Raw genomic sequence first — 16,055 nt, forward strand, 5'->3', positions numbered from 1 at the left:
CGGCCGTGGGTCAGCCGACCTGGAAGCCGTAGGTCAGCAGCTTCTTGGCGTCCGTCGCACGGGCGGTGGCCGACGTGGAGGCGAGGACCGTACCGATGATCGTCTTTCCGTTGCGGGTGGCGGCGAAGACCAGGCAGTACCCGGCCTCCGGGCCCGAACCGGTCTTCACGCCGATGGCGCCGGTGTAGGTCCCGAGCAGCGGGTTGGTGTTGGTCCACGGCGCCATGGTGCGGGTGGTGCCGGTCTTGGTGATCGTCCTCGCCGTGTACGACTTCGTCTTCACGATCGCGCGGAAGTTGGTGTTCTTCAGTGCCGCACGGGCGAGTTTCGTCAGGTCGCGCGGCGTCGAGTAGTTGGCGCCGCGGCCGATGCCGTCGAAGGAGTCGAAGTGCGTGTTCGTCAGACCGAGGTTCCTGGCCTTCGTGTTCATCTTGGAGATGAAGGACTTCACACGGGCCGCGCGAGTGGTGCCGCTGCCGAACTTGTCGGCCAGCGCGTACGCGGCGTCACAGCCGGACGGCAGCATCAGGCCGTACAGCAGCTGGCGGACGGTGACCTTGTCACCCACGATCAGCTTGGCGTTGGAGGCGTAGTTGTTGGCGACGATGTAGTCGCTGTACGCCTTCTGGATCGTGACCTTGCTGTCGAGGTTCAGGTTCGACTGTCCGAGCACGACCAGCGCGGTCATGATCTTCGTGGTGGAGCCGGTGGAACGGCGGTAGTCCGCGGCCTTGGTGAAGAGCGTCTTGCCCGTGGCGCTGTTCATCACGTAGCCGCCCTTGGCGGCGATGGTGGGCTTGGCGACCGTGGCGGCCTGCGCGGACGTCGTCAGGGTGCCGACGGCGGCCATGGCTCCTGCGGTGAGGGAGACGATGGCGGCTCTGCCGATACGCGTGCCCTTAATGCCGGTAATCAAAGTGAACGCTCCGAATGCGTCAAATGCCCCTGCGAAAACGACACATGACAGTGCCGTCGGTCGGAAGACTCTCGAACAACAGAAAGGGATGCACGGCAGTCGGGTGTTGGTTCCGTGACGTGCGTTACATCTCTGGGAGAGCCTTTTCCGTGGGGGCAGGGCGGCCGGGTGGCCGGTCGGACGGGCGTTCGGTCCACGCTCCTCTGGCGTCCGCATGATGGACGACCCACGACCATGCGTACGTGTTGTATCTAAGATGTGCGCATGCCTTCAGCCCCGTCTCCGACCGCCCCTCGGCCCGTCAAGCAGCCGCCCGCCGCCGACCGTGTCTACCAGCACGTCAAGGAAGGCGTCCTGGACCGGAGTTACGAGGGCGGCACCCTGCTCACCGAGGGGGAGCTCGCCGAGGCCGTGGGGGTCTCGCGGACCCCGGTACGCGAGGCGCTGCTCAGGCTCGAGGTGGAGGGGCTGATCAAGCTCTACCCGAAGAAGGGCGCGCTGGTCCTCCCGGTCTCCGCGCAGGAGATCGCGGATGTCGTGGAGACCCGGCTGCTGGTCGAGGAGCACGCCATCCGCAAGGCGGTGCCCGCCTCACCCCAGCTCGTCGAGCGGCTCGCCGAACTCCTCCAGCGGCAGCAGACCCAGGCGGCCGCGGGGGACCTCGCCGGGGCCGCCGTCACGGACCGCTGCTTCCACGCCGAGATCGTGCGCAGCGGAGGCAACGAGATACTCTCCCGCCTCTACGACCAACTGCGCGACCGGCAGCTCAGGATGGGCGTCGCGATCATGCACTCGCACCCCGACCGGATCGCCAAGGGGCTCAGCGAACACGAGGAGATCCTCGACGCGCTGCGCTCCGGTGACGCGGACGCGGCGGTAGCGGTCGTCTCCCGGCACATCGGCTGGTTCTCCCACCTCGCGCGGGGCGACGTCCGATGAGCTCCTCCGCCTCACCGGACTCCTCAGGATCCTCCGGCCCCTCCCGCAGGTCCCCCTCCTCCCGCTCTTCCCGGTCCTCCGGCTCCGGAGTCTCGCTGCCCGGTGATCCCCCCGGTGGCCGGCGCGCGGTCGTCGTGTGGTCCGTCGGTGTCGCCGTCTACTTCGTCGCCGTCATCTTTCGCACCTCGCTGGGGGTTGCCGGTCTCGACGCCGCGGACCGCTTCCAGGTGAACGCCTCGGCGCTGTCCACCTTCTCCATCCTCCAACTGCTCGTCTACGCGGGCATGCAGATACCGGTGGGCCTGCTGGTCGACCGGCTCGGCACCAAGAAGGTGCTGGCGCTCGGGGCGGTGCTGTTCACCGCGGGGCAACTGGGGTTCGCGCTCTCGCCGTCCTACGGGATGGCCCTCGCCGCGCGCGGACTGCTCGGCTGCGGTGACGCGATGACGTTCATCAGCGTGCTGCGGCTGGGCACACGCTGGTTCCCGGCGCGGCGCGGACCACTGGTGGCACAGCTCGCGGGTCTCGTGGGCATGGCGGGCAACCTGGTCTCCACGCTCGTCCTGGCCCGGCTGCTGCACGGGATCGGCTGGACCGCGGCCTTCGGGGGCAGCGCGGTCGCGGGCGTCGTCGTTCTCGTACTGCTGCTGCTGTTCCTGAAGGACCACCCCGAAGGGCACGAACCCGAACCGTTCCCGCACCAGGGGGCCGCGTACGTACGACGGCAGATCCTGGCCGCCTGGCGGGAGCCTGGGACGCGCCTGGGGATGTGGGTGCACTTCACCACGCAGTTCCCGGCGATGGTGTTCCTGCTGCTGTGGGGCATGCCCTTCCTGGTCGAGACCCAGGGGCTGTCACGGGCCGGCGCGGGTGAACTGCTCACGCTGGTCGTGCTGTCGAACATGACGATCGGCCTGGTGTTCGGGCAGATCGTCGCCCGGCACCACGCGGCCCGGCTCCCCCTGGCGCTGGGCACGATCGGCACCACGGCGGCGGTCTGGGGGGCGACGCTGGCGTATCCCGGCGGGCACGCCCCGATGTGGCTGCTGATCGTGCTGTGCACGGTGCTCGGCGCGTGCGGTCCGGCGTCGATGATCGGCTTCGACTTCGCGCGGCCCGCGAACCCGCCGACACGTCAGGGCACCGCCTCCGGCATCACCAACATGGGCGGTTTCGTGGCCTCCATGACGACCTTGCTGGCGGTCGGCATCCTGCTGGACGCGACCGGCGACAACTACCGGATCGCGTTCTCGGCGGTCTTCGTCCTTCAGGCGCTGGGCCTCAGCCAGATACTGCGGCTGCGCGACAGGGCCGCACGCCGGGAGCGGGAGCGGCTGGTGGCGAGCCGGGTGGAGACGGTGCACGTGCCGGCCTGAGGCTTGCTGTTGCCGTCGTTGTTGCTGGCGGTGCAGGGCGCATGCCTGGTGGAAGGCGCTGTTGCCGTGCGGTGCAGGGCGCTTGCCCGGTGGAAGGCGCTGTCGCCGTGCGGTGCAGGGCGCTTTCCCGGCCCCGTGGTTGGCGCTTCTTTCGTGGGTGCAGGGCGCATTCCCCCGCCCGGTGGTTCGCGCTTCTTCCGTGCGGTGCAAGGCGGCTCCTCGGGGAACGTGGCTGAGCAGCGGAAATGTTGCTGTGTCACAGCCGTGCGACGGCGATGTCCTGAAGCGAGGACGGGTGTGACCTGAGGGCTCGTCGAGCCCTCATAGTCATCAAGTGGCGGGAACGCGGCGGAAAAGCCGCCGACATCCCGCTGGTCCCCACATCGGAAGGAACCTCCCGTTATGAACCGCCACCTGCGCAAGGCCGTCGTCGTCACCGCCGCGATCACCGCCGGCCTGCTGATGACCGCTTGCCAGAACGACTCCGCGACCGGCAACTCGTCGTCCGGCAAGGGCGGAAGCGACTCGGCCCCGGTCGCGAACAACGCGGCGGACTCCAAGACCTCCAAGTCCAAGGGCGTCAGCGGCACGTTCAGCGGAGGCAAGGTCACCTACCTCGCTCCGGGCAAGTACATCGTGTCCGTTCCGGGCAAGAGCGATCAGCAGTTCTGGGTCGCCGACGACACCGAGGTCTACGGCGTGGGCACCATATGCGGAGAGGCGCCTTCCAAGGTCGACGCGCCGTGCACGCTGGACCAGCTGGAGTCGGCCACCAAGAAGGGTGCCGTGGGTGCGGACGTGACGATGAAGGACGGGGTCGCGACGAAGATCTTCGAGCGCCGGGCCTCCCAGGGATCCGGCTCCTCCGGCTCCGGCTCCTCCGGCTCCGGCTCTTCCGGCTCCGGCTCTTCCGGCTCCGGCTCCTCCGGTTCCGGCTCCGGCGACACGACCCTGGAGGGCATCAACAAGGGCAAGGGCGTGAACGGCACCTGGTTCGGCGCGGTGTCCTACCTGGCGCCGGGCAAGTACACGGTCTCCGACCAGAAGGGCGTGGAGCAGGCGTTCTTCGTCGCCGAGGACACCAAGATCTGGGGCGCCGGCGACATCTGCGGGGACGCCGAGGGGCAGGCCGCCGAGCAGTGCACCGAGGCGCAGCTCGAGGCCGCCGCGAAGAAGGGCTTCGACGCCGAGGTGAAGATCAGCAATGGGATCGCCACGACGATCACCGACAACCACTGAGCGGGCGTACGGCGGCTGGACGGCCACCCCGGGGGCTCACCCCCCGGGCCACCGCTTCGTTCGTCACGGCCTCACCGACAGCTGGTTACGGCGCACGTAGTCGGTTGCGTTGGTTCTTCGGTTCTTCGGTTCTACGGTTCTTCGGTTCGTTGGTTCGCGGCGCACGGCGCACAGCGACTACGGCGTGACCGCGAACGAGTTCAGGATCGCCGACGTCAGCGCCGGATCGCCCTCCGTCTTGATGCGGTCCGCCGCCCCCTCGGGCGTCACCCGGCCGCAGGCCAGGCGGACGTACGTCTCCCAGTCGAGGTTCAGGGCGGCCGCTGGGCCGAGGGACGGCGCACCGTCGATCGAGCCGCGGCCCTCGGCGTCAACCCGCACCGTTCGCAGGAACTCGACCGGGCCGTGCACGTCCACCACGACCGCCGAGTTCGGCGAAGCACCCGCGTCCTTCGCGACCACCTTCGGCAGGGCCTCCAGGAGCGCGTCCCGGACGACATACGCGCCCGGCGAGTCCAGGTTCCCCGGTTGAGCGAGCGCGGTCCGCAGGTCCTGCTCGTGCACCCACACGTCGAAGGCACGCCTGCGCATGGCCCCTTCGAGGGTCTCCTCGCGGCCGAGGGGCCCGCGGACCTTGGCGTCCGGCTCCCGCGACTCGTTGCGCAGCTGACGCATCCGCCGGATGATCGTGTACTCCAGCTCGGCGGTCATCTCCGGCGCGGTGTGATGGCGCCGGACGTCGACCTGCATCTCCATATAGCGCTGATGTTCGTTCGTGACGTGGAACAGGTCGCGCGGCAGGGTGTGGATGGGCCGCGGGTCGCCGAGCATCTCGCACTCCATGCCGATGACATGCGACACGACGTCGCGCACCGACCAGGCCGGGCAGGGAGTGCGCCGGTTCCACTCACCCTCGACGAGGGGTGACACCAGCTCGGTTATCGCTTCGATGGAGTGGGTCCAGGCGTCGGCGTAGGACTGAAGACTGGGATGCAGACTCACGAACGGGACCCCTCGGGCGGTCGGTACGCGGGCAGATGGGTGTCTTGGAACGCTAAGTTACGCTGCTGAGAGGCACACCGGCAGTGCTTTCGTGTGACGATCGTAGAGCCCGTATTCGCATCTCGAATGCCAGGACGGTGGTAGTGTGCGCGCCTCGCTCATCCAGATCGGCGTAACCGATGACGAATCGGTCGAAAACCGCAGGCAACGTGTTGCTTCCTTGGTCCGTGAGGCGGGCCGGGAGGGCGCGGATCTGGTCGTTCTTCCCGAGCTCTGGACGACCGGTGCGTTCGCATACGAGTCGTTCGCCGCGGAGGCCGAACCGCTCGAGGGAGTCACGTACGAGGTGATGGCCAAGGCGGCGAGCGACGCGGGAGCGTGGCTGCACGCCGGGTCCATCCCGGAGCGGGACCCCGAGGGCCCGCTCTACAACACCTCTCTCGTCTTCTCCCCCTCCGGCGAACTGGCCGCGGCCTACCGCAAGATCCACCGCTTCGGCTTCGACAAGGGCGAGGCCGTGCTGATGGGGGCCGGGGCCGAACTGGTCACCACCCGTCTGCCCGAGACCACGCTGGGCCTCGCCACCTGCTACGACCTGCGCTTCCCGGAGCTCTTCCGGGGCCTGGTCGACGTGGGGGCCGAGACGCTGGTCATCCCGGCGGGCTGGCCGGAGCGCCGGCTGGCGCACTGGACGCTGCTGGCCCGGGCGCGGGCGGTGGAGAACCAGGCGTACGTCCTCGCCTGCGGCACGGCCGGGACGCACGCACGGGTCCCGCAGGCGGGTCACTCGATCGTGGTGGACCCGTGGGGCGAGGTCCTGGCGGAGGCCGGGGCCGGCGAAGAGGTGCTCACGGTGGAGTTCGACCCCGGGCGGGTCGCGAAGACCCGGGAGCAGTTCCCCGCGCTGAAGGACCGCATGCTGGGACTCACGGCACCGCCTCGGCGGTGAGCCCGTGCGGGGGTTGAGGGCAGGGCGGCTTGCGAGGTTCCCCGAGCCCCTGTCGGTACGCACAGGCCGCCCCTGTCGGCCTGCACCTGACAGCCCAGGGGCGCGGTCACGCCGGGAGGCCGAAGCGGCGGCGGTAGGACGACGGGGTGAGGCCTGTCTCCCGGCGTAGGCGGTTCCGGAGGTTGGCGGCGGTGCCCAGGCCGCAGCGTTGGGCCACCACGTCCAGGCGGGTCTCGCCGCGTTCGATGAGCCGGCACGCGAGTGCCACCCTCTCACCGGTCAGCCACGCCAGCGGCGTCGTGCCGAGCTGGGCGCGGAAACGGCGGTGGAGGGTGGCGGGCGAGACTGCGGCGCGGGAGGCGAGGTCCGCGACGGTGAGCGGTTCCCCCAGCCGCTCCTGGGCCCACGCCAGCAGCGGGGCCAGCGACTCGTCCGGCACGTCGGGCACCGGGCGTTCCACGAACTGCCGCTGACCGCCGTCGCGGTGGGCGGCGAAGACCAGCCGGCGGGACACCGAGTTGGCGATCTCCGCGCCGTGGTCGCGGCGGATCAGATACAGCCCGAGGTCGAGCGCCGCAGCGCTGCCCGCCGCCGTGAGGATCTCGCCCTCGTCGACGTAGAGGACGTCGGGTTCCAGCAGCACCTTCGGATGCAGGGAACGGAATTCGTCGACCCAGCGCCAATGAGTAGTGGCCCGGCGTCCGTCGAGCAGCCCGGCCTCCGCGAGCGCGAAGCTGCCGGTGCAGAAGCTGACGATCCGGGTGCCGCGGGCGTGGGCGTACCGGACGGCGTCGAGGACGGCGGGGGCCCGGGGTACGACGTTGTCGGGGCGGCCGGGCACGATCAGGGTGTCCGCGTCCTCGACGGCCTCGAGCCCGGGTGCCCCGGTCATCACGAAGAAGCCGTGGTTCATCCGGACGTCGGGGGCGGGCGTGCACAGGGTGAGCTCGTACAGCGGTCCTGGCAGGTCCAGTTCGGGCCGCGGCAACCCGAACAGTTCAGTCGCGACCCCCACTTCGAAGGGGTTGGTGGACTCGTCAACGATCACGAGGACCCGGTGCGTCTTCGCTCGGTGCGGCTTCGTCGGCCCCTGCTGAGAGGATCCTTGCGGCATGAGCGATTTCTAGCACTCGTGGCAAGGGGCCGTACCCCGGACGATGACCTCATGACACCGGAACCCATCTCCCTGGACGAAGCCCTCGCCTCCTTCGACGAGCTGTGGAGCCCGCGCATCGTCACCGCCGTCAACGACTACGACGTCCGTGTCGCGAAGGTCGAGGGCGAGCACATCTGGCACGTGCACGACGACACCGACGAGTTCTTCCTGGTCCTGGCCGGGGAGTTGCGGATCGTCCTGCGCGAGCCCGGCGGCGAACGCACGGTCACCCTTCCCAAGGGCGCGGTCTTCACCGTCCCACGCGGTACCGAGCACAAGCCGGTCTCCCCGGAGGGCGCATCGATCCTCCTCTTCGAACCCACCGGCACCCTCACGGTCGGCGACCGCCACGACGCGGTCCCGTCCCACGTGGACGCCACCACGGGCCACAGGCTGACCTGAGTGCTCGTCCCTCCTGGCACCCTGGACACATGACAGACTCCGCACCCCGTCGCGTCCGTGTCCGTGCCCCCGAGCTGATCGGCAAGGGTGGCTGGCTGAACACGGGTGAGCACCAGTACACCCTCGCCGACCTGCGGGGACGCATTGTCGTCCTGGACTTCTGGACCTTCTGCTGCGTGAACTGTCTGCACGTCCTCGACGAGTTGCGTGAGCTGGAGGAGAAGCACCGGGACACGGTCGTCGTCGTAGGGGTGCACTCGCCCAAGTTCGTGCACGAGGCCGAGCACCAGGCCGTGGTCGACGCCGTCGAGCGGTACGGCGTCGAACATCCGGTCCTCGACGACCCCGAGCTCGCCACCTGGAAGCAGTACGCGGTGCGGGCCTGGCCGACGCTCGTCGTGATCGACCCCGAGGGGTACGTCGTGGCCCAGCACGCCGGTGAGGGGCATGTGCACGCCATTGAGCGGCTGGTCACCGAGCTGGAGGCCGAGCATGCGGCCAAGGGGACCCTGCGCAGGGGTGACGGGCCGTACGTGCCGCCGGAGCCTGAGCCGACCGTGCTGCGCTTCCCCGGGAAGGTGCTGGCCCTGCCCAATGGGAATCTGCTGGTCAGTGACACCACGCGGCATCAGCTGGTGGAACTGGGGGCGGACGGGGAGACGGTCGTGCGGCGGATCGGGTCCGGCACGCGAGGCTTCGCGGACGGCGGTGCCACGAGCGCCGGTTTCAACGAGCCGCAGGGCCTGGCGCTGCTGGACGAGGGCACGGTCGTCGTGGCCGACACCGTCAATCACGCACTGCGTCGGCTCGATCTCGCCACCGGTGAGGTCACGACGCTCGCCGGTACCGGGAAGCAGTGGTGGCAGGGGTCCCCGACGTCCGGTCCGGCGGGCGAGATCGATCTGTCCTCGCCGTGGGACGTGGCCCTGTTCGGCGGCCGGGTGTGGATGGCCATGGCCGGCGTCCACCAGCTGTGGACGTACGACCCCGCCGAGGGGACCGTCGCCGTCGCGGCCGGGACGACCAACGAAGGGCTGGTCGACGGGCCCGGTGCCGAGGCCTGGTTCGCTCAGCCGTCCGGGCTGGCCGCCACCGAGGACCGGCTGTGGCTGGCGGACTCGGAGACCAGTGCGCTCAGGTGGGTGGACAGGGACGGCGTCGTGCACACCGCCGTCGGTACCGGGCTGTTCGACTTCGGGCACCGTGACGGGGCCGCCGATCAGGCCCTGTTCCAGCATCCTTTGGGCGTGACCGCGCTGCCCGACGGGTCCGTGGCGGTCAGTGACACCTACAACCACGCCCTGCGGCGCTACGACCCGGCGACCGGTGAGGTCACCACGCTGGCCACCGATCTTCGGGAGCCCAGCGACGCGGTGCTCGTCGGCGGTGATCTGGTCGTCGTGGAGTCGGCGCGGCACCGGCTGACCCGGCTGCGGCTGCCGGAGGAGGCGCTGCGGGTCGACCCCGTGGCCCACCGCACCCGCAGGGCGGCCACCGAAGTGGCGCCCGGACGGCTCCGGCTGGACGTGATCTTCCAAGCGCCGCCGGGGCAGAAGCTCGACGAGCGGTACGGCCCCTCCACCCGGCTGCTGGTCTCCTCGACCCCACCGGAGCTGCTGGTGGAAGGCGAGGGCGCGGGCACGGACCTCGGACGCACCCTCACCCTCGATCCCGGCATCACGGAGGGAGTGCTGCACGTCTCCGCGATGGCGGCCTCCTGCGACGACACCGCATCCGGCAGCGGCTCCGCCGCGGGCACCAACGAGTACCCGGCCTGCCACGTCCACCAGCAGGACTGGGGTGTTCCGATCCGGGTCACGGGGTCGGGCGCCGACCGGCTGCCGCTCGTGCTGGCCGGCATGGACGCCGAGTGACCGGTCCCCCTTGTTCGTTGCTCTGAGGCCCTGGCTCAGTATCCGCCGTACCCGTCACCGGGGCCCCGGTGACGGGGCTCGTCGGCCGAGACCACCGGCGTTTGCGGCACGACGACCCTCCGCCTCTTGGCGATGCTGGTGAAGGTCGCCACTCCGATCAGTCCGACGGCCATGAAGATGACCCCAACCAGATCGAGGTTGACTCCCTGCATGTCCCAGTCGGTCGCGAACGTGAGAATGGCACCCACAGCGATCAGGATGATGCACCCGCCCAGGCCCATGGCTCTCGCCTCCCTGTCCCGTCTCTACGGTTGCTGTTCGGCCGCAACCCCGGGTACCCCGGCTGCGCGGAGCCATGCGGGAGCTTCGAGTTGACGCGGCGTCAGCCCTCCAGAAAGGCCGTCAGCGCATTGGCCAGCAGGAACGGGTCGTCCGCGCCGCACAGTTCGCGGGCGCTGTGCATGGAGAGGATGGCCGTGCCGACGTCCACGGTCCGGATGCCGTGCCGGGCCGCGGTGATCGGGCCGATCGTGGTGCCGCACGGCATCGAGTTGTTGGAGACGAAGGACTGGAAGGGGACACCGGCCTTCTCGCAGGCGGCGACCCACACCGCGCGCCCCGAACCGTCCGTGGCGTAGCGGTTGTTGACGTTGACCTTGAGGATCGGTCCGGCGTTGACGCGCGGGTGGTGCGTGGGGTCGTGGCGCTCCGCGTAGTTGGGGTGCACGGCGTGACCGGTGTCGGAGGAGAGGCAGACGGTCCCGGCGAAGGCGCGTGCCTTGTCCTCGTAGGAGCCGCCGCGGGCGTAGACGGACCGTTCCAGCACGCTGCCGAGCAGCGGCCCGTCCGCGCCCGTGTCCGACATCGAGCCGTTCTCCTCGTGGTCGAAGGCCGCGAGGACGGGGACGTAACCCAGTTTGCCCGCGCCGGCGACGGCGGTGAGCGCGGCGGTGCCGGCGTGCACGGACAGCAGGTTGTCCATGCGCGGGCCCGCGAGGAGTTCCTTGTCGCGTCCGAGGTAGGACGGCGGTTCGATGGAGTGCACCATCAGGTCCCAGCCGACGACGTCGCCCTCGGCGAGCTGGGCCTCCGCCTCCAGGAACCGGATCAGCTCGCCCTCGCGCGGTTCGCCGAGCCCCCACACGGGCTGCAGATGGCGCTGCTTGTCGAGCTTGAGGCCCTCGGCGGTCACCGAGCGGTCGAGGTGGATGGCGAGCTGGGGCACCCGTAGCAGCGCCCGGTCGACGTTGACGAGGCGTGTGGTGCCGTCGCGCAGGGACAGCCGACCGGCCAGGCCCAGGTCGCGGTCGAGCCAGGAGTTGAGCAGGGGTCCGCCGTAGATCTCCACGGCGACCTGCCGCCAGCCGTGCGCACCGTTGTCGGGCAGGGGCTTGACGCGCAGGTTGGGGGAGTCGGTGTGTGCGCCGATGATCCGGAACGGGGTGTGGGGCTCCGCTCCCTCGGGCACGTACCAGGCCACGATCGCGCCGCCGCGCAGGACGTACCGGCCCCCGCTGCCGTTGTCCCAGGCGTCGGTCTCCACGACCTGCCGGAAGCCGGCCTTCTCGAGGCGCTCGGCGGTGTTGGCCACGGCGTGGTACGGCGACGGGCTCGCCGCCAGGAACGTCATCAGATCGTCGGTGTGACCGCGATCGAAGCGTGGGGGTGTGCGCATGTGTTCACCTTAACGACGTGCGAGGGCCCGCTCCCGGTGGCCGGGAGCGGGCCCTCGCACAGGCGCTCGAATGTGCGGACCGGTACGACCGGTACTAGAACGCGGCCTCGTCCAGCTCCATCAGGTCCAGGTCGACGCCCTCGGCGAGCTTGCGCGCGCCGGTCACGCCCGGCAGGACGTTGGCGGCGAAGAACTTCGCGGCCGCGATCTTGCCGGTGTAGAACGCCTTGTCCTTGGCGGAGGCGGTCGGCAGCTTCTCCGCGGCGACCGCGGCGCCCTTCAGCAGCAGATAGCCGACGACCACGTCACCGGAGGCCAGCAGCAGACGGGTCGTGTTCAGACCCACCTTGTAGATGTTCTTGACGTCCTGCTCGGTGGCCGCGAGGTCGGTGAGCATCAGGCCGACGATGGCCTCCAGCTCCACGGCGGCCTTGGCGAGGTGGTCGCGGGCGCCGGCCAGCTCCTCGCCGCCCGTGCCGAGCGCCAGGAACTTCTTGATCTCCTCGGCGAGCGAGTTCAGCGCGGTGCCCTGGTTGCGGACGATCTTCCGGAAGAAGAAGTCCTGGCCCTGGATCGCGGTCGTGCCCTCGTAGAGGGTGTCAATCTTGGCGTCGCGGATGTACTGCTCGATCGGGTACTCCTGAAGGAAGCCGGAGCCGCCGAAGGTCTGCAGCGACTGGGCGAGCTGCTCGTAGCCCTTCTCGGAGCCGTAGCCCTTGACGATCGGCAGGAGCAGGTCGTTCAGCGCGTGCAGCTCGGACGCGTCCTCACCGGCCGCCTCCTTGACCGCGATCTCGTCCTGGACGGCGGCGGTGTGGAGGACGAGGGAGCGCATGCCCTCCGCGTACGCCTTCTGCGTCATCAGAGAACGGCGCACGTCGGGGTGGTGGGTGATGGTGACCTTGGGCGCGGCCTTGTCCATGAAGTTCGCCAGGTCGGTGCCCTGGACGCGCTCCTTGGCGTACTCGAGGGCGTTCAGGTAGCCCGTCGAGAGCGTGGAGATCGCCTTCGTGCCGACCATCATGCGGGCGAACTCGATGATGCGGAACATCTGGCGGATGCCGTCGTGCTTGTCGCCGATCAGCCAGCCCTTGGCGGGGTGGCGGTCGCCGAAGGTCATCTCGCAGGTGTTGGAGGCCTTCAGGCCCATCTTGTGCTCGACGTTGGTGGCGTAGACGCCGTTGCGCTCGCCCAGCTCGCCGGTCTCGAAGTCGAAGAGGTGCTTCGGGACGAGGAAGAGGGACAGGCCCTTGGTGCCCGGACCGGCACCCTCGGGGCGGGCGAGGACGTAGTGGAGGATGTTCTCCTCCATGTCGTGCTCACCGGAGGTGATGAAGCGCTTCACGCCCTCGATGTGCCAGGAGCCGTCCTCCTGCTGGATCGCCTTGGTGCGGCCGGCGCCGACGTCCGAACCGGCGTCGGGCTCGGTGAGCACCATGGTGGAACCCCACCGCTTCTCGACCGCGATCTCGGCGATCTTCTTCTGGGCCTCGGTGCCCTCCTCGAAGAGGATGCGGGCGAAGGCCGGGCCGGAGGAGTACATCCAGATCGCCGGGTTGGCGCCCAGGATCAGCTCCGCGAACGACCAGATCAGCGTGGGCGGCGCGGTGGTGCCGCCGATCTCCTCGGGCAGGCCGAGGCGCCAGTACTCGGAGTCCATGAAGGCCTTGTAGGACTTCTTGAACGACTCCGGTACCGGTGCGGTGTTGGTCTCGGGGTCGAACACCGGGGGGTTGCGGTCGGCGTCCGCGAAGGACTCCGCCAGTTCGTTCTCCGAAAGTCGGGTGAGTTCCTCGAGGATGCTCTTGGCGGTGTCCGCGTCCGTCTCCGCGAACGGGCCCGTGCCGTAGAGCTTGTCGCGCCCGAGCACCTCGAAGAGGTTGAACTCGATGTCGCGGAGATTCGACTTGTAGTGCCCCATGGCGACGACTCCGTAAGGGATCAGGGAGGCCGGTGGGTTCCTGTGGGACCCCAGGGCCTCGTACACAAAAAAGTTCCAGTCAGTACCAGCAAGTAGCTCCGATGATGCTACCCGTGGGTAATAAAAAACAACCCCTAACCGGCCAAGTGTGACGAGGGTCTACCTCGCCCGTGTGGCCGCGTCGCCCCGGTCCTGTCGGTACGCTTGCGCGCATGTACGGCTACGACCAGCACGCAGGCGGTGCGGCCCAGGGGCAGCAGCATCAGCAGCACCAGCAGTACGCGCAGTCGCAGCAGATGGGCGGAGGGTACGGTCAGCAGCCGCCGCTCTACCCGGAGCCGTCGCCCCCGTCCCTCGCGGACGCGGTGCGCGCGTTCACCACGGGGTCGTTGTCCGCCGAGGACTTTCAGCAGATCTTCGCCACCTCGAAGGTGTACTGCCCGCGCGGGGACAATCCCGGGTTCCTGGCGCTGCACAACACCCAGCAGCCCGTCATCCCCATGTTCAGCTCGCTCAAGGAACTCAGGCGGTACGCGGGCAAGGAGTCCAAGTACTTCGTCATCACCGGCGCCGAGGTGATCGACCTCCTTCCGACCGGCTACGGCTTCGTCCTCGACATGGAGGGCGAGCACCGGATGGTGTTCGATGCGAAGGCAGTCGAGCAGATGGTGGAGTTCGCGATGCGCCGCATGTACGGCTGACGCGGCCGTCGTAGCCGCGCGGAGGCCGTAGTCGCGCCACGGCCGCCACCGCGCCGCCCGGCCCGCGCGCCGCTCAGTCACAGCCGACGCCGCCGATCTGTGCGCCCGATATGGCCGCCTTCGGCGCGCCCGGCGTGCCGCCGCCGGGCCGAGGCCGGCGCCTTGCCGGCCCGCTACGGCCGCCGGATGTGCTGCCGCCGGTCGGAGGCTGCCGCCTTGCCGGCTGCTACAGCCGCCGGCCGCCGCCGCGCCGTACGGCTGACGCCGCCGCGAGCAGCGGCTCTGCCGCCCCGGCCGAGGCCACCGCTCTGCCGCCCCGTTACGGCTGACGCGGACGCCGCCTCGCCGTCCGGCTGAGGCGGCCCGGCGCGGCCCGGGCACAGACGTGCAGTTTGCGGCCGACGCCGCCGCCCTGCCCGCCCCGCCCCGCCCCGCCCCGCCCCGCCGCGGTCGGCGTGCCGCCGTCGCCCAGGGCGTCCGATGGCCCGGCGCCCAAACGCGGCCCCCCGCGCCGCAGTCCAGTCGCGACGCCGACGTACGCCGTTCAGTCGCGGCCGACGTACCGCTGCCGCCCCACACACCCCGCCGCTGACGCGCCGTCGCCCATTGCGTCGGGTGGGGCGCCGCCCAGTGCGCCCGGCCGAGGCGGTCCGGCGTGCGGTCGAGTGTCGTCGTGCGGTCGTGGTTGTCCCGCCGTCGCACGGTCGTGGCCCGCGCCGGCACGGGCGGTGCCGGTTCCGGTAGTTGGGCCTGCGCACCGCCGCAAGTGCCGCCTGCCACCCGGGACTCCCGGAGGGAATGAGCTCCGGGCGTTTCGTGTTCCGGGTAGCAGAAAGTTCAATCGTCAACTAAACTCGGAGCACAAGGAGGTACCGACATGCCTGCAGTCACCGTCGAGAACCCACTGACCCTGCCGCGGGTGATCGCGCCGGCGGACGCGGTGGCGCGTCCCGTGCTCGCCGTCACCACCGCGCCGAGCGGGTTCGAGGGCGAGGGCTTCCCGGTGCGCCGTGCGTTCGCCGGGATCAACTACCGCTATCTGGACCCGTTCATCATGATGGACCAGATGGGCGAGGTGGAGTACGCGCCCGGAGAGCCGAAGGGGACCCCCTGGCACCCGCACCGTGGCTTCGAGACCGTCACCTACATCATCGACGGGATCTTCGACCACCAGGACTCCCAGGGCGGTGGCGGCACGATCACCAACGGCGACACCCAGTGGATGACGGCGGGCTCGGGCCTCCTGCACATCGAGGCGCCGCCGGAGTCGCTGGTCATGTCCGGCGGACTCTTCCACGGTCTCCAGCTGTGGGTGAACCTGCCGGCCAAGGACAAGATGATGGCGCCGCGCTACCAGGACATCCGAGGCGGCCAGGTCCAGCTGCTCACCACACCCGACGGCGGCGCGCTCCTGCGCGTCATCGCCGGTGAGCTGGACGGCCACGAGGGTCCCGGCATCACGCACACGCCGATCACGATGATCCACGCGACGCTGGCCCCCGGCGCCGAGCTCACGCTCCCGTGGCGTGAGGACTTCAACGGTCTGGCGTACGTCCTCGCCGGGCGTGGCACGGTGGGCGCGGAGCGCCGGCCCGTCCACATGGGGCAGACCGCGGTCTTCGGCTCCGGTTCGTCGCTGACCGTCCGCGCGGACGAGAAGCAGGACTCGCACACGCCGGACCTGGAGGTCGTGCTCCTGGGCGGGCAGCCGATCCGTGAGCCCATGGCGCACTACGGCCCGTTCGTGATGAACACCAAGGCCGAACTCCAGCAGGCCTTCGAGGACTTCCAGAAGGGCCGGCTGGGGACGATCCCGGCGGTGCACGGGATGACCCCGTCGGGTCCGCAGTCCTGACCCGCCCGCTCCGTGGGTACCTCGGGCCCCGTCCGGATCTTCCGGGCGGG

Annotated in this window: 14 protein-coding genes; 8 read left to right on the forward strand and 6 right to left on the reverse strand. The window is 69.9% G+C overall.

The features are described from left to right. Positions 1-10: 10 nt before the first annotated feature. Positions 11-916, reverse strand: coding sequence for a D-alanyl-D-alanine carboxypeptidase family protein (locus tag EF387_RS18090; protein ID WP_128377579.1), 906 nt, complete (start codon positions 914-916; stop codon positions 11-13). A 264-nt stretch (positions 917-1,180) separates the two neighbouring features. Here EF387_RS18090 and EF387_RS18095 point away from each other — a divergent pair, with 264 nt between their 5' ends. The 3 genes from EF387_RS18095 to EF387_RS46710 all read left to right on the forward strand — a co-directional run bounded on the left by EF387_RS18095 (position 1,181) and on the right by EF387_RS46710 (position 4,470). Continuing rightward, the gene (locus EF387_RS18095; protein ID WP_128377580.1) at positions 1,181-1,855 is read left to right on the forward strand and encodes a GntR family transcriptional regulator; all 675 of its coding nucleotides are present in this window, start codon (positions 1,181-1,183) and stop codon (positions 1,853-1,855) included. Further along, positions 1,852-3,231, forward strand: a complete 1,380-nt coding sequence (locus tag EF387_RS18100) for an MFS transporter (RefSeq protein ID WP_128377581.1) — start codon at positions 1,852-1,854, stop codon at positions 3,229-3,231. Before EF387_RS18095 ends, EF387_RS18100 begins: the two co-directional genes overlap by 4 nt. A gap of 402 nt (positions 3,232-3,633) precedes the next feature. Further along, complete coding sequence (locus tag EF387_RS46710) at positions 3,634-4,470, forward strand: hypothetical protein (RefSeq protein ID WP_155589770.1); 837 nt, start codon at positions 3,634-3,636, stop codon at positions 4,468-4,470. Positions 4,471-4,647: 177 nt separating this feature from the next. Here EF387_RS46710 and EF387_RS18110 read toward each other — a convergent pair whose 3' ends face one another. Next, positions 4,648-5,472: a maleylpyruvate isomerase family mycothiol-dependent enzyme gene (locus EF387_RS18110; protein ID WP_128377582.1), complete on the reverse strand. Its 825-nt coding sequence runs from the start codon at positions 5,470-5,472 to the stop codon at positions 4,648-4,650. Between the two features lie 145 nt (positions 5,473-5,617). Here EF387_RS18110 and EF387_RS18115 point away from each other — a divergent pair, with 145 nt between their 5' ends. Then, the gene (locus tag EF387_RS18115) at positions 5,618-6,421 is read left to right on the forward strand and encodes a carbon-nitrogen family hydrolase (RefSeq protein WP_128377583.1); all 804 of its coding nucleotides are present in this window, start codon (positions 5,618-5,620) and stop codon (positions 6,419-6,421) included. 106 nt (positions 6,422-6,527) lie between these two features. Here the strand turns inward: EF387_RS18115 and EF387_RS18120 are convergent, their stop codons facing one another. Next, positions 6,528-7,535: a helix-turn-helix domain-containing protein gene (locus EF387_RS18120; protein WP_128377584.1), complete on the reverse strand. Its 1,008-nt coding sequence runs from the start codon at positions 7,533-7,535 to the stop codon at positions 6,528-6,530. Between the two features lie 51 nt (positions 7,536-7,586). On the opposite strand from EF387_RS18120, the gene EF387_RS18125 reads away from it, so the two are divergent. Further along, entirely contained in the window at positions 7,587-7,979 is a 393-nt protein-coding gene (locus EF387_RS18125; RefSeq protein ID WP_128377585.1) for a cupin domain-containing protein, read from the forward strand. 29 nt (positions 7,980-8,008) lie between these two features. Then, the gene (locus EF387_RS18130) at positions 8,009-9,853 is read left to right on the forward strand and encodes an NHL domain-containing thioredoxin family protein (protein ID WP_128377586.1); all 1,845 of its coding nucleotides are present in this window, start codon (positions 8,009-8,011) and stop codon (positions 9,851-9,853) included. A gap of 35 nt (positions 9,854-9,888) precedes the next feature. On the opposite strand, the gene EF387_RS18135 is transcribed toward EF387_RS18130, so the two are convergent. The 3 genes from EF387_RS18135 to EF387_RS18145 all read right to left on the reverse strand — a co-directional run bounded on the left by EF387_RS18135 (position 9,889) and on the right by EF387_RS18145 (position 13,449). Then, positions 9,889-10,134: a DUF6458 family protein gene (locus EF387_RS18135; RefSeq protein ID WP_128377587.1), complete on the reverse strand. Its 246-nt coding sequence runs from the start codon at positions 10,132-10,134 to the stop codon at positions 9,889-9,891. Positions 10,135-10,235: 101 nt separating this feature from the next. After that, the gene (locus EF387_RS18140) at positions 10,236-11,528 is read right to left on the reverse strand and encodes a M18 family aminopeptidase (protein WP_128377588.1); all 1,293 of its coding nucleotides are present in this window, start codon (positions 11,526-11,528) and stop codon (positions 10,236-10,238) included. 94 nt (positions 11,529-11,622) lie between these two features. Next, positions 11,623-13,449: an acyl-CoA dehydrogenase gene (locus tag EF387_RS18145; RefSeq protein ID WP_128377589.1), complete on the reverse strand. Its 1,827-nt coding sequence runs from the start codon at positions 13,447-13,449 to the stop codon at positions 11,623-11,625. Positions 13,450-13,661: 212 nt separating this feature from the next. On the opposite strand from EF387_RS18145, the gene EF387_RS18150 reads away from it, so the two are divergent. Together EF387_RS18150 and EF387_RS18155 are read left to right on the forward strand one after the other, a co-directional pair. After that, positions 13,662-14,150, forward strand: coding sequence for an SseB family protein (locus EF387_RS18150; protein ID WP_128377590.1), 489 nt, complete (start codon positions 13,662-13,664; stop codon positions 14,148-14,150). An 877-nt stretch (positions 14,151-15,027) separates the two neighbouring features. Continuing rightward, positions 15,028-16,005 (forward strand): pirin family protein, encoded by a 978-nt coding sequence (locus EF387_RS18155; protein ID WP_128377591.1) that lies wholly within the window; start codon positions 15,028-15,030, stop codon positions 16,003-16,005. Positions 16,006-16,055: the final 50 nt, after the last annotated feature.

The organism is Streptomyces cavernae (genome assembly GCF_004023625.1).
Classification (GTDB): domain Bacteria; phylum Actinomycetota; class Actinomycetes; order Streptomycetales; family Streptomycetaceae; genus Streptomyces; species Streptomyces cavernae.